General features: G+C 69.3%; 13 protein-coding genes. 6 read left to right on the forward strand and 7 right to left on the reverse strand.

Features of this window, described 5'->3' with window-relative positions:
- Positions 1-3: 3 nt before the first annotated feature.
- Positions 4-798, reverse strand: coding sequence for an SDR family NAD(P)-dependent oxidoreductase (locus BKA16_RS11825; protein ID WP_183370842.1), 795 nt, complete (start codon positions 796-798; stop codon positions 4-6).
- A gap of 171 nt (positions 799-969) precedes the next feature.
- Here BKA16_RS11825 and BKA16_RS11830 point away from each other — a divergent pair, with 171 nt between their 5' ends.
- Both BKA16_RS11830 and nucS read left to right on the forward strand, forming a co-directional pair.
- Positions 970-1,617 carry a TetR/AcrR family transcriptional regulator gene (locus BKA16_RS11830; RefSeq protein ID WP_183370843.1) on the forward strand — a complete coding sequence of 216 codons (648 nt, stop codon included), beginning with the start codon at positions 970-972 and terminating at the stop codon, positions 1,615-1,617.
- A 57-nt stretch (positions 1,618-1,674) separates the two neighbouring features.
- Positions 1,675-2,358: an endonuclease NucS gene (nucS, locus tag BKA16_RS11835; protein WP_183370844.1), complete on the forward strand. Its 684-nt coding sequence runs from the start codon at positions 1,675-1,677 to the stop codon at positions 2,356-2,358.
- 13 nt (positions 2,359-2,371) lie between these two features.
- On the opposite strand, the gene BKA16_RS11840 is transcribed toward nucS, so the two are convergent.
- Together BKA16_RS11840 and mce are read right to left on the reverse strand one after the other, a co-directional pair.
- On the reverse strand, positions 2,372-3,331 hold the full coding sequence (locus BKA16_RS11840; RefSeq protein ID WP_183370845.1) for a hypothetical protein: 960 nt from the start codon (positions 3,329-3,331) through the stop codon (positions 2,372-2,374).
- A gap of 75 nt (positions 3,332-3,406) precedes the next feature.
- The gene (gene mce / locus BKA16_RS11845) at positions 3,407-3,895 is read right to left on the reverse strand and encodes a methylmalonyl-CoA epimerase (protein WP_183370846.1); all 489 of its coding nucleotides are present in this window, start codon (positions 3,893-3,895) and stop codon (positions 3,407-3,409) included.
- A gap of 96 nt (positions 3,896-3,991) precedes the next feature.
- Between mce and BKA16_RS11850 the strand changes: the two genes are divergently transcribed.
- From BKA16_RS11850 to BKA16_RS11860, 3 genes are read left to right on the forward strand one after another with little or no spacing between them, the layout of a single operon-like run.
- The gene (locus BKA16_RS11850) at positions 3,992-5,185 is read left to right on the forward strand and encodes an acetyl-CoA C-acetyltransferase (protein ID WP_183370847.1); all 1,194 of its coding nucleotides are present in this window, start codon (positions 3,992-3,994) and stop codon (positions 5,183-5,185) included.
- A 5-nt stretch (positions 5,186-5,190) separates the two neighbouring features.
- Positions 5,191-5,565 (forward strand): DUF3817 domain-containing protein, encoded by a 375-nt coding sequence (locus BKA16_RS11855; protein ID WP_343067389.1) that lies wholly within the window; start codon positions 5,191-5,193, stop codon positions 5,563-5,565.
- A 56-nt stretch (positions 5,566-5,621) separates the two neighbouring features.
- Complete coding sequence (locus BKA16_RS11860) at positions 5,622-6,524, forward strand: tetratricopeptide repeat protein (RefSeq protein ID WP_183373030.1); 903 nt, start codon at positions 5,622-5,624, stop codon at positions 6,522-6,524.
- Positions 6,525-6,564: 40 nt separating this feature from the next.
- Here the strand turns inward: BKA16_RS11860 and glgB are convergent, their stop codons facing one another.
- From glgB to BKA16_RS11880, 4 genes are read right to left on the reverse strand one after another with little or no spacing between them, the layout of a single operon-like run.
- Positions 6,565-8,745, reverse strand: a complete 2,181-nt coding sequence (gene glgB, locus BKA16_RS11865) for a 1,4-alpha-glucan branching protein GlgB (RefSeq protein WP_183370849.1) — start codon at positions 8,743-8,745, stop codon at positions 6,565-6,567.
- Positions 8,745-10,727 (reverse strand): helicase C-terminal domain-containing protein, encoded by a 1,983-nt coding sequence (locus tag BKA16_RS11870; RefSeq protein ID WP_183370850.1) that lies wholly within the window; start codon positions 10,725-10,727, stop codon positions 8,745-8,747. The genes glgB and BKA16_RS11870 overlap by 1 nt, the downstream gene beginning before the upstream one ends.
- Complete coding sequence (locus tag BKA16_RS11875; RefSeq protein ID WP_183370851.1) at positions 10,724-11,308, reverse strand: isochorismatase family protein; 585 nt, start codon at positions 11,306-11,308, stop codon at positions 10,724-10,726. Before BKA16_RS11875 ends, BKA16_RS11870 begins: the two co-directional genes overlap by 4 nt.
- Before the next feature lie 2 nt (positions 11,309-11,310).
- Complete coding sequence (locus tag BKA16_RS11880) at positions 11,311-12,654, reverse strand: nicotinate phosphoribosyltransferase (RefSeq protein ID WP_183370852.1); 1,344 nt, start codon at positions 12,652-12,654, stop codon at positions 11,311-11,313.
- On the opposite strand from BKA16_RS11880, the gene clpS reads away from it, so the two are divergent.
- Positions 12,653-12,955 (forward strand): ATP-dependent Clp protease adapter ClpS, encoded by a 303-nt coding sequence (clpS, locus tag BKA16_RS11885; protein ID WP_183370853.1) that lies wholly within the window; start codon positions 12,653-12,655, stop codon positions 12,953-12,955. The two genes, BKA16_RS11880 and clpS, sit on opposite strands and share 2 nt — an antisense overlap.
- Positions 12,956-12,963: the final 8 nt, after the last annotated feature.

Genomic DNA, 12,963 nt, shown 5'->3' on the forward strand with positions numbered 1-12,963 from the left:
GGTCTACATGCCCATGCCGCCGTCGACGGGCAGTCCGGCCCCGTTGACGAAGCGTGCGGCGTCGGTGGCGAGGAAGGTGACGGCGTCGGCGATGTCGGCGACCTCGCCGAGGCGTCCGCTCGGAGTGAGGTCGACGACCGCTTCGACGGCCTCCTCAGCGGATCCGAACAGGCCGAGTTCGGCCATGTCGTTCGCGAGACCGGCGCCCATCTCGGTGGGGACCAGTCCCGGGTAGACACAGTTGACGCGGACCCCGTAGCCGAGCTTGCCCGCCTCCATCGCGGCGACGCGCGTCATCCGGTCGATCGCGGACTTCGTCGCCGAATAGATGCCGATCCCCGGGAAGGCGATGGTCGCCGCGACGGAGGCGACGTTGATGATCGCGCCGCCCGTCCCGGCCGCGCCTCCGGGACGCATGACACGCAGCGCGTGCTTGATGCCGAGAGCGGTGCCGAGCACGTTGACGTCCAGCTGGCGACGGATGTCCTCCGCCGAGATCTCGGTCATGAGACCGCTGATCTCGACGCCCGCATTGTTCACCACCACGTCGAGTCCGCCGAGGCGGTCGGTGGCCTCGGTGATCGCCGTCGCCCAACCCGCGTCGTCGGTCACGTCGAGTGCGACGACGCCGTGTCCGTCTCCGAGGGACTCCGCCACCGTGTGGGCGGCGTCGGTCTGGACGTCGCCGATGACGACGTGCGCCCCGGCCGCCGCGAGTGCCCGCGCCATGCCCTCGCCGAGGCCCTGTGCTCCGCCGGTGACGAGTGCCCGCCTGCCGGTGAGATCGAATGCGCTCATGAAACTCTCCCTGTGTGAGTAGAAGTCGTGGCCTGAGTCACACTATCGAAATCTGGACGATCGTCAAGGAAAAATTTGGACAACTGTCAAAATCACTGGACGCGACGTCGCCGGACGTCGTCGTACCGGCTATCCTTCACTTGCAGACGGACTCGGCGAAGGAGGCGACAGATGAGCGCAGAGGCGATCGCGTCGTCGGCGCCTGCGGTGCGCGGGGTGGCCAAACGCAGCACCAAGCTCGCGGCCAAGCGCGACGAACTGGCTCGCGCGGCGTTCAAGACCTTGGCCGAGCTCGGCTATGCGGGCACCAGTCTGCGCGACATCGCCGCGAACTCCGAGTACAGCCACGGCGTTCTGCACTACTACTTCACCGACCGGCTGGATCTGATCACGCACTGCGTCCGGCTGTACAAGACCGAATGCGTCGCGGCCTACGACGACGTGCTCGACGACGCCGACGACGCCGCGTCGCTACGCGCCCGCTTCGTCCGGCGTCTGGTCGACACCGCGGTGAACGAGCTCGCGACACACAAGCTCTGGTACGACCTGCGGATGCAGTCGGTGTTCGAACCGTCGCTCGCCGACGGTGTCGGGGAGATCGACGAGGAACTCGCCGCGATGATCTGGCGAGTGGTGGATCGGTACGCCGAACTGGTCGGCGGCGAACCCGTCCTGGACGCCGCGGGCGTCTACGCGGCCTTCGACGGACCGTTCGAACGAGCGGTCCGCCGGCTCGCCACGGATGTGCCGGGAGCAGCCGACGAGCTCGCGGTGCAACTCGACGTACTGCTCCGCGCGCTGGTGCCGGCGACGCACTGAGACTCGCCTCCAGCGGCTGCGCGGTCGGGTTGGGCCGATGCCCTAGACTCGGCCACTGTGAGACTCGTGATCGCCGAATGCCAGGTCGACTACGTCGGCCGACTGACCGCCCACCTGCCGATGGCCAAACGCCTGGTCCTGGTGAAATCCGACGGATCGGTGAGCATTCACGCGGACGACCGCGCGTACAAGCCGCTCAACTGGATGAGTCCGCCGTGCTGGATGACCGAGGAGCCCGCGCCCGAGGGCACTGACGTACACGCGGTGTGGGTGGTCACGAACAAGGGCGGCGAACAGCTGCGCATCACGGTCAAGTCCATCGAGCACGACTCGTCCCATGAGATGGGCATGGATCCCGGACTGGTGAAGGACGGCGTCGAGGCGCACCTGCAGGAACTCCTGGCCGAGCACGTGACGACACTGGGCGAAGGGTACACGCTCATCCGCCGCGAGTACATGACCGCCATCGGGCCCGTCGACATCCTGTGCCGGGACGCCGACGGGGCGACCGTCGCGGTGGAGATCAAACGACGAGGCGAGATCGACGGAGTCGAACAGCTCACGCGGTACCTGGAACTGCTCAACCGTGATGCGACGCTCGCTCCGGTGTCAGGCGTGTTCGCCGCACAGGTGATCAAACCGCAGGCGCGCACTCTGGCCACCGACCGGGGCATTCGGTGTGTGACACTCGACTACGACAAGCTGCGCGGAACCGAGAGCACCGAGTTCCGGCTGTTCTGACCCGCGGCCGGGATCAGGCGGTGGCCGACCCCCGGCCCGCGATCGACTCGTCGAGGCCCCCGAACCGGTCCTCGGCGTAGTCGTCCGAGGTGTACTCGTCGTCGACCGCGTCGAGGACGTCGGTGGCCTCCGCGGCATTCGTCGGTTCGCCGGCATCGCCGGAGGTGAAGCGGTCACGGCCGGTGAGGGTGCGGTTGAGGATCTCCAGATCGTCGGTGTCGGTCTGGGCCACGAGGTCCTTCTCGTCGCCGGACAGCGCGAGCGCCGCCGGGAGGTCGGCCAGGTGCTGGCGCAGCGCGTCGAGGTGGTCGAGGATCTGTCCGTGCGCATCGTGTGCGGCGCCCGCGAGCTCACGTGATCGCGCCAACCGGTTCATCGCCACCGAGTGCGCGGCCCCGCGGAGCCGGGCGCCCTCGGCCTCGGCGTCGTCGATGATCTCCTGAGCACGACGGCGTGCGTCGGCGAGGGTCTGCTCGGCCTCGCGTCGCGCCTTCTCGGCCTTCTCGTCGACCTCGGCGGCACGCTTCTCGGCGTCGGTGATCAGCGAGTCGGCGTGCTCCTGAGCCAGCTCCTTGGTCCGCTCGGCCTCCGCCGCCGCATCGGAACGCTCCTGTTGCGCGCTCTGGCGCGCGACGCTCAGCGTCTCGTCGGCCTCATCACGCGCATTGGCGCGGAGTTCGGCCGCCTCGTCGGTGGCGAGTTGCAGCATCCGCGAGACGCGCTCGCTCATTCCGGCGACAGTGGTCGGCGGGACCGACAGTGTGTCCACCTCGCGCTGCAGGTCGTGCACCTGCGCCCGCGTCCGCTCGAGTCGGTCGTGGAGTTCGTCGGCGCTGGCGTGGGCGGAGTCCCGATCGGCGGTCATCATCTGGAGCTCGGCATCGAGGCGCCGGATGTGGTCGGTCACCTGATCGCGGTCGTACCCGCGCATGACGATGGGGAACGGACTCTGACGCTGACCGGGTGCAGACATAGTCCCATCCTAGAGCGGCGGGGTCCGGAATCGCCGAACCCCGCCGTATCGTGTCAGGTCGTTGTCTGGTAGGCGTCAGTGCTCCGCGGCGGGCTCGACGAGTTCGAGGAGGACACCGCCCGCGTCCTTGGGGTGGACGAAGTTGATCCGGGAGTCGGCGGTGCCGCGTTTGGGGGCGGGGTAGAGCAGGCGGATCCCCGCATCGGTCAGGCGGGCCATGACGGCGTCGACATCGGTGACGCGGACGGCCAGCTGCTGGAGGCCGGGACCGTTGCGGTCGATGAATTTGGCGATGGTCGACTGCTCGTTGAGCGGTGCGAGCAACTGGATGAGAGCGCCGGTTCCGCCGGCCGGTCCGATCATCGCCTCGCGGACGCCCTGCTCTTCGTTGATCTCCTCGTGCAGGTTCTCGAATCCGAAGTTGTCGCGGTACCAGGCGGCCGTCGCATCGAGATCGGCCACCGCGATGCCCACGTGGTCGACACCGACGACGAGGTCGGCTGCGGCGGCCAAAGCGCCGCTTGAGGTGGTGTTGTTCACATGCTCGGATGCAGAGTTAGTCATGCCCTAACGGTAGCTTGGATGGTGACTACCGCTGACGTGCACCTTGCTCGCAAGCACACCGGTGTGCGCTGTTTCCGACTACTAGGAGTTGGTTGAATGTCCGACAACACCACCGTCATCGTCTCCGGTGCGCGCACGCCGTTCGGGCGCCTCATGGGAACGCTCAAGGGGCACTCCGGTGTCGATCTCGGCGCCGTCGCAGTGAAGGGCGCCCTCGCCCGCGGCAAGGTGGACCCGGCCGAGGTCGAGTACGTCATCATGGGCCAGGTCCTCACCGCGGGCGCCGGCCAGATGCCCGCTCGTCAGACGTCGGTCAAGGCCGGAATCGGTTGGGACGTCCCCGCGCTGTCGATCAACAAGATGTGCCTGTCGGGCATCGACGCCATCGCGTTGGCCGATCAGCTCATCCGCGCGGGCGAGTTCGAGTGCGTCGTCGCCGGTGGCCAGGAGTCGATGACTCAGGCTCCGCATCTCCTTCCGGGCAGCCGCGGCGGCTTCAAGTACGGCAACACCGAACTCGTCGACCACACCGCGTTCGACGGTCTGCACGACGCCTTCACCGATCAGCCGATGGGCCTGCTGACCGAGGTCGGCAACGACACGGACGGCTTCACTCGCGAGGAGCAGGACGAGGTCGCCGCGCGCAGCCACCGGCTGGCCGCCGCGGCGGCCGCCGAGGGTCGGTTCGACGACGAGATCGTTCCGGTCGAGATCCCGCAGCGCAAGGGCGACCCGATCTCGTTCACCACCGACGAGGGCGTCCGTGAGGGCACCACCGTCGAGTCGCTGGCCGGCCTGCGTCCCGCCTTCCGCAAGGGCGGCACCATCACGGCGGGCAACGCCTCCCAGATCTCCGACGGCGCCTGTGCCGTCGTCGTGATGAGCAAGGCCAAGGCCGAGAAGCTCGGCCTGGACTGGATCGCCGAGATCGGCGCGCACGGCGTCGTCGCCGGCCCCGACTCGTCGCTGCAGCAGCAGCCCGCCAACGCGATCAAGAAGGCGTGCGAGAAGGAGGGCATCACGCCCGCCGATCTCGATCTCGTCGAGATCAACGAGGCGTTCGCCGCGGTCGGCCTGGCATCGACCAAGGCGCTCGGCATCGATCCGGAGATCGTGAACGTCGACGGCGGGGCGATCTCGCTCGGCCACCCGATCGGCACCTCCGGAGCCCGCATCACCCTGCACCTCGCACTGGAGCTGGCCCGCCGCGGCGGCGGCGTCGGTGCGGCCGCACTCTGTGGCGCAGGCGGCCAGGGCGACGCCCTGATCGTTCGCGTTCCGAAGGCGTGAGTGGTGTGAAAGACTTCTTCGTTCTGACCACCCCGGCCAAGTGCTTCCGTTTCATCGCGGTGGTCGAGGCCATCACGTGGGTCGCGTTGCTGATCGCCATGATCGTGAAGTACGGCGGAGGCGTCGACTCCGCCGTACGCGTGCCGGGCATGCTGCACGGCATCGCGTTCGTCGCGTACCTGGTGATCACGCTGTGGGCCGCCATCGCTCTCAAGTGGAACTTCAAGACGTTCGTCCTGGCCGCTCTCGCGTCGATCCCGCCGGCGTTCACCGTCTGGTTCGAGGTGTGGGCGCGGCGGAACGGACATCTCGGCGAGCTGTCCAACCTTGCGACAGGGCGTGGCGGCGACGACGTCGACCGTGACAAACTGGCGGTGTGAGCAGTCCAATGAATCGTCGGCAGGCCGCTGCGGCGGCGATGCAGCAGGCGAGCGCCATGTCGGGCGCCGTCGACTTGTCCGTGTTGAAGGAACGCGCCGAGGCCGAGCGGATGCGCGCGAACGCACCCGCCGGACCGGCGGGAGAGGCCCCGGGCGCCCCGGGCGCGGTCCCGGAGGGAGCGTCGATCGTCGACGTCACCGAGGCCACGTTCGAGCAGGACGTGGTCGCGCGCTCCGGGCAGCAGCTCGTCGTCGCGGCGCTGTGGACCGCGCGCAGTGCGTCCAGCGTCCAGGTGACCGAGTTCATGGAGCAGTTGGCGGCGCAGGCCGCCGGCGCGTGGACGCTGGCCAGGATCGACGTCGACGCCGCCCCGCGGATCGCGCAGGCGTTCGGAGCGCAGTCGGTGCCGATGCTGATCGCGCTCGCGGGCGGCCAGCCGGTGTCCGCGGTCGAGGGACCGCAGCCTCCCGAAGAACTCGTGGCGTGGCTCACCGAGATCACCTCGAAGCTCGGTCTTCCGGCTCCGGAGCTCGGCGAGCAGCCCGAGCCGGAGGCCGACCCGCGCATGGTGGCGGCCGAGGAGCTGATGAACGCCGGTGACCTCGACGGCGCGCTCGCGGCGTACGAGGCGATCGTGGCGGTCGAGCCGGGCAACACCGAAGCGGCGTCCGTCGCGCGGAACCTCACGTTCATGAAGCGTGCGCAGGCACACGATCCGGCCGTGGTGCAGACCGCGGAGCCCGGTGACGTCGAGGCGCAACTCGCGGCCGCCGACGTACTGCTCCTCGGCCAGCGACCGGAGCAGGCCTTCGACCGCATCATCGACCTGGTCCGCACCGGCGACGCCGACGTCAAGGCGACGGCGCGCGCCCGACTCCTGGAACTGTTCGAGCTGTTCGACCCGGCCGAGCCGTTCGTCGTCGCCGCCCGCCGCAAGCTGGCCACGGCTCTGTACTGAACCGATCGGGTGGCGGCCCGCGTCGGCGGGCCGCCACCGTTCACTCGGCCAGCGGGCGAGAGGGTTCGTGGTCGGGAGATCGACCAGAGGACGCGGGTGTCAGCCACACGGCGGACCTCGCGGGCAGCGTCAGCGTCGCGCTGAACGGGCGCCCGTGGCTGGCGACGCCGACGGCGTCGACGCGACCCAGGTTCCCGACGCCCGATCCGCGGTAGTCCAGGGCGGAGGTGTTGAGCACCTCGTCCCAGCGGCCGGGCCGCGGAAGGCCCATCCGGTAGTCGTGCAGATCGTCGTCGGAGAGGTTGAACAGGCAGGCGACCACATCGTCGCCGTCGGGATCACGGCGCGCGAAGGCGACCACGGCGTGCTCGGCGTCGCTCACGTCGAGGACGTCCACCCCGGTCGCGTCCGCATCGCCCCGATAGAGCGCGGGATGGTGGAGCATCAGGCGGCCGAGATCCCCGACGAGGCGCGCGATACCGCGGTGGGTCGGACCGGTCTCGCCCGACAGCGCTTCCCAGTCGACACCGAGATGTTCGGACCATTCATCGGGCTGGCCGAACTCCTGCCCCATGAACAGCAGCTTCTTTCCGGGATGCGCCCACTGGTAGGCCAGAAGGGCGCGGACGTGCCCCGCCCGGTCGTCACCGGGCATCCGGGTGAGGAGTGTGCCCTTCCCGTGCACCATCTCGTCGTGGCTGAGCGGTAACACGTACCGCTCGTGGCTCGCTCCGGTGAGCGACTCCAGGACGGTACCGCCGCCTCGTCCACGGTCGGCGGGCTCGCGTCCGAACAGGTCGAGCGTGCGGTGCATCCACCCGAGGTCCCATTTGAAGTCGAAACCGAGTCCGCCCTCGGTCGGCGACGCGGTGACTCCGGGCCACGCGGTCGACTCCTCGGCGATCATCAGCGTCCCCGGACAGCGTCGGCGGATCATGTCGGTGAGCTCGCGGAGGAAGCCGACGGCCTCCTCGTTGCGGTGACTGCCGTCCGGTGCCGGACGCCACTGGCCGGGACCCCGCGAATAGTCCCGATAGAGCATCGCGGCGACGGCGTCCACGCGGAGTCCATCGATATGGAACTGCTCGCACCAGTAGAGCGCGGCGGCGAGGAGGAAGCCGCGGACCTCGTCGCGCCCGAGGTTGAAGGCGTAGGTGCCCCAGTCGGGCTGTTCCCGGCGGAGAGGATCGGCGTGCTCGTACAGGGGTGTGCCGTCGAACTCGCCGAGCGCGAACGGGTCCTTCGGAAAGTGTGCGGGCACCCAGTCGAGGAGCACGCCGATGCCGCGGGAATGCAGATGGTCGACGAGGTAGCGCAGGTCGTCTGGTGTGCCGAGGCGTGCGGTCGGCGCGAAGAACGATCCGACCTGGTAGCCCCACGACGGTCCGTACGGATGCTCGGTGATCGGCAGCAGCTGGACGTGTGTGAAGTTCAGGGCGGCCACATGATCGGCCAACAGCCGGGCGGCGCGCCGATAGTCCAGTCCCGGTCGCCACGAGCCCAGATGCACCTCGTAGACGCTCATCGGTCGGCGGGCCGGGTCGTGGCGGCCGCGCGCGGCCATCCACTCGGCGTCGGTCCACACGTACTGCGCCGGCGCGTCGACGATCGATGCGGTGTCCGGCGGGCACTGCGTGCGGTGGGCGAGCGGATCGGCCTTGTCCCGGACCAGTCCGTCGGCGCCGACGATCCGATACTTGTAACAGTCGCCGATCCGGGCGCCGGGCACGAACAGCTCCCAGACGCCGTCGCGTCGGACCATGGGGTACTGCTGCGCGCCCCAGGCGTCGAAGTCGCCGAACACGGTGACCCCGCGCGCGTTCGGCGCCCAGACCGCGAAGTCGACGCCGGTGACGGCGCGTCCCGACTCGGTCTCGCGGCGGCTCGGAAACGAACCGAGCACGTCGGCGATCCGCTCGGAGCCGAGACGTACGAGGTCCCGGTCGGGCGCGGACAGTCGCGGGGAGAAGCGGTGCGGATCCTCGACGACGCGCGGGCCGTCGCCGTAGTCGACTTCGAACCAGTAGTCGTCTCCGGGACGCTCGGCGCCGAACAGATGGCCGCCGACCCGGGTGAGCGGGGTGCGCGCACCGGTCGAGGAGACCGTTTCGCCGTCGACCAGACCGGGCAGCAGTACGTGTACCCGGCCGCCGCGGGGACCGAGCACGCTATCCGGTGCCGGATGCGTTCCGGCGAGGAGTCGGTCGATCCGGTCGCCCATCAACTCGATGCCAGCCGTGCCAGCGCGGCGACGACGGCGTTCGGATCGCGGGTCTTCCAGAACGGCGGCAGGCCGGCCATCAGATAACCGCCGTAACGGGCCGTCGCCAGCCGGGGATCGAGGACGGCCACCACACCTCGGTCGGACGTCGATCGCAACAGGCGCCCCGCGCCCTGCGCCAGGAGCAGTGCCGCGTGGTTGGCCGACACGGTCAGGAAGCCGTTGCCGCCGCGGGCGTCCACATCGCGCTGGCGCGCCGACAGCAGCGGGTCGTCGGGCCGCGGGAACGGTATCCGGTCGATCATCACCAGTCGCAGCGACGGCCCCGGAACGTCGACACCCTGCCATAGCGACAAGGTGCCGAACAGGCAGGTCTCCTCATCGTCGGCGAACTTCGTGATCAGCGTCGACGTCGCGTCGTCGCCCTGACAGAGGATCGGGAAGTCGACGCGGTCGCGGAGCTTCTCGGTGGCCTCCTTGGCCGCGCGCATCGATGAGAACAGTCCGAGGGTACGGCCGCCCGCGGCCGTCATCATCTCCGCCATCTGGTCGAGGGTGGCCGGCGCGATCCCGTCACGGCCGGGCGGCGGAAGACGGTCGGCGACGTACAGGATGGCCGAGCGACCGTAGTCGAACGGCGAACCCGCGTCGAGGCCGCGCCAGCCCGCGCCCTCGGGGTCGTCGCCGTGCGGCTGCAGGCCCCAGGTGCGGGCGAGGGCGTCGAAGTTGCCGCCGACGGTCAGCGTCGCCGACGTCAGGACGACCGTCGAATCGGTGAACAGCGAGGTGCGCAGCAGTCCGGCCACCGACAGCGGCGCGATGCGCAGCGTGTGCCGAGTGTTGTTGCGGAAGTCGTCGACCGATTTCCAGACGACGTCGAAGCGTTTGGTGATGTCGCGTTCGTCGAACATCGCCAGTACCCGGACGACGGTGTCGTGCAAGGAGTCGGCCGACGACATCGCCATCTGGCGGGCCGCCGCGGCCTCCGGGTCGGTGCCGGGCTTGGCCGGGCCGATCTCGCTGCGGGCGTTCCACAGACGGTCGCGCAGCGATGCGAGGATCTCCCCGGCGCCGCCGGGCAGCCGGATCCATTCGCCGTTCTGTGCGTCCTCGAGGAGCTCGCCCAACTGCTCGCCCGCACCGACGAGCGCATCCGCGGTCTCATCGGACACGAGTTTGCCGAGCCTGCGCGCCACCTGCGAGACGTTCGCGGCCGAGATCTCCTCGGTCGTCACCGATGTGATGCGGTCCACCAGCTCGTGCGCTTCGTCGATCACCACCACCTTGTGCTCGGGCAGGATGGTCGCCGGGCTCATCGCATCGATCGCCAGCATCGCGTGATTGGTCACGATCACGTCCGACGCCGCGGCCTTGCGACGAGCGATCTCGGCGAAGCAGTCCTCGCTGTAGGGGCAGGCGTTGGCGCCCAGACACTCGCGGGAGGTGACGCTGACCTGGCGCCAGGAGCGGTCGGAGACGCCCTGCGGGAGATCGTCGCGGTCGCCGGTCTCGGTATCGGAGGTCCATTCGCGCAATCGCGTCACCTCGCGGCCGGTCCGGGACAGCTCGAATGCGTCGAACAGCTCGGACTCGGGCTCGTCGGCGACGTCGGAGTGCACCTTGTTCAGGCAGAGATAGTTGGCGCGTCCCTTGAGGATCGCGAACTGCGGCTCGCGACCGAGCGGTGTCGTCAGCGCCGTCGACAGGCGCGGCAGGTCACGTTCGGTCAGCTGACGCTGCAGCGCGATCGTCGCCGTCGAGACGACGACGGTGTCGTTCGACTCGACCGCGTGCCGGATGGAGGGGACCAGGTAGGCCAGGGATTTGCCGGTGCCGGTGCCGGCCTGGACGGCCAAGTGCTTCTCGTCGTCGATCGCGGCGGCCACGGCGGTCGCCATCTCGACCTGTCCGTCCCGTCGTGTACCGCCGAGAGCTGTGACGGTGTGGTCGAGGAGAGCGGCGACGTCGGGGATGTCGGTCACTGGGCGGGCATGCCCGTGTGCAGCAGTGTGCCGGTCACCTCGACACCGGCCTCACGCATCTCGCGGAGAGCGGTCGCGGTGGTCGACTCCGCGACGGCGGCCGTGAACTCCAGCAGGACGCGGGTGGACAGACCGTAACGTGCGGCGTCGACCGCCGTCGCACGAACACAGTGGTCGGTCGCGATGCCGACGACGTCGACGCTCTTCACGCCGTGCGAGGCGAGCCAGTCGACGAGCGGTGTGCCCTCGGCGTCGGCGCCCTCGAACCCCGAGTAGGCGGCGGTGTAGGCGCCCTTGTTGAAGACGGCCTGAAAGGGTTCGGTGTCGAGCACCGGGTGGAATCCCACGCCGTCGGTGCGGGCGACGCAGTGCGGCGGCCACGAGTCGATGTAGTCGGGGTCGTCGGAGAAGTGTGCGCCCGGATCGATGTGGTAGTCGCGGGTCGCGACGACCGTCGAGTAGTCGTCGGAGATCGAGTTGACTCCGGCGGCGACGGCGGCGCCGCCGACGACGGCGAGCGAACCGCCCTCGCAGAAGTCGTTCTGCACGTCGACGACGATCAGTGCGCGGTTGGCAGGCATCTCTACTTCTCCGGTCGAGTCACGTATCGGGTTCCGATCGCGGGATCGCCGTGGCTCAGGCCGAGTCCCTCCCACGGGAGGGACACCAGGCCGCGAGCCAGGTGATCGCGCGCGTCGGTGAGTGTCGGAACGTCGTCGACGACGCGGCCGCCACGCACCAGCGGGATCTGAAGATCTCGGACGTCCAGGCTACCCAGTCCGTCCACGGGTCCGGCGCCGGACGCGCCCGCGCCGGTCACGATGATCTCCTCGACGATGGTGCCGGTCTCGCGGGCCGCTCGCAGCGCCCGCTTGGCGCCGCCGTGGCTCTCCTTGTGGCTGGACCGCTTGGCCACCGGGATGCCGTCGACCTCGACCAGCTTGTAGACCATTCCGGCGGTCGGCGCTCCGCTGCCGGTCACCAGCGACGTTCCCACTCCGTACGTGTCGACCGGCTCGGCGCGCAGCGAGGCGATCGCGTACTCGTCGAGGTCGCCGGACACGACGATCTTGGTGTTCGGCGCGCCCAGGTCGTCGAGTTGGGCACGGACCTGGCGGGCCAGGACGCCCAGATCGCCCGAGTCGATGCGGACGGCGCCGAGCTCGGGGCCTGCGACGGCGATCGCGTTCGCGACGCCGCGGGTGATGTCGTACGTGTCGACGAGCAACGTCGTGTCGACGCCGAGGGCGTCGATCTGCGCGGCGAACGCCGCCTTCTCGTCGCTGCCGTCGGGAGTCGCGAACGAGAGCGTGAACGCGTGAGCGGCGGTGCCCGCGCTCGGCACCCCGTAGGTCCGCGCCGCCTCGACGTTGCTCGTGGCCGACAGACCCGCGATGTAGGCCGCGCGAGCGGCGGCGACGGCGGCCTGCTCATGGGTGCGGCGCGAGCCCATCTCGATGATCGGGCGTCCGGCCGCCGCGCTGACCATGCGCGCGGCCGCCGAGGCGATCGCGCTGTCGTGGTTGAGGATCGACAGGATCACCGTCTCCAGGATCACGGCCTCGGCGAAGCCCCCGCGCACGGTGAGGACCGGTGAGCCGGGGAAGTACAGCTCGCCTTCCCGGTAGCCGTCCACCTCGCCGGAGAACCGGTAGTCGGCGAGCCAGGCGAGGGTGTCGGCGTCGACGATCTCACGCAGAGCGGTGATGTCGTCGTCGGAGAAGCGAAAGCGTTCCAGGGCGTCGAGCACCCGACCGGTTCCGGCGACGACGCCGTAGCGACGCCCGTCCGGGAGACGTCGGGCGAACACCTCGAACACGCACCGGCGATCTGCCCGCCCGGCCTTGATGGCGGCGGAGATCATGGTGAGTTCGTACTGATCTGTCAGAAGCGCGGTTCCGGTCACATTCGCTACCCTATTACTCATGGTGCGCGATGATGCGACGCCGGGCACGAGCACCGGTACTGCGGTTGCCGAACCCGTGGTCGAACACGATCGGCCGTGGGTGACGGTGGTGTGGGACGACCCGGTCAACCTGATGAACTACGTCGCCTACATCTTTCAGAAGCTGTTCGGATATTCCGAAGCCCGGGCACGTGAGCTGATGATGCAGGTGCACAACGAGGGCAAGGCGGTCGTCTCTTCCGGCGATCGGACGAAAGTCGAGGCCGACGTCCGCAAGCTGCATGCGGCCGGCCTGTGGGCGACGATGCAGCACGATTCGTGAGGCGGGAT

Origin of the sequence: Gordonia humi, assembly GCF_014197435.1 — a bacterium.
Classification (GTDB): Bacteria; Actinomycetota; Actinomycetes; order Mycobacteriales; family Mycobacteriaceae; genus Gordonia; species Gordonia humi.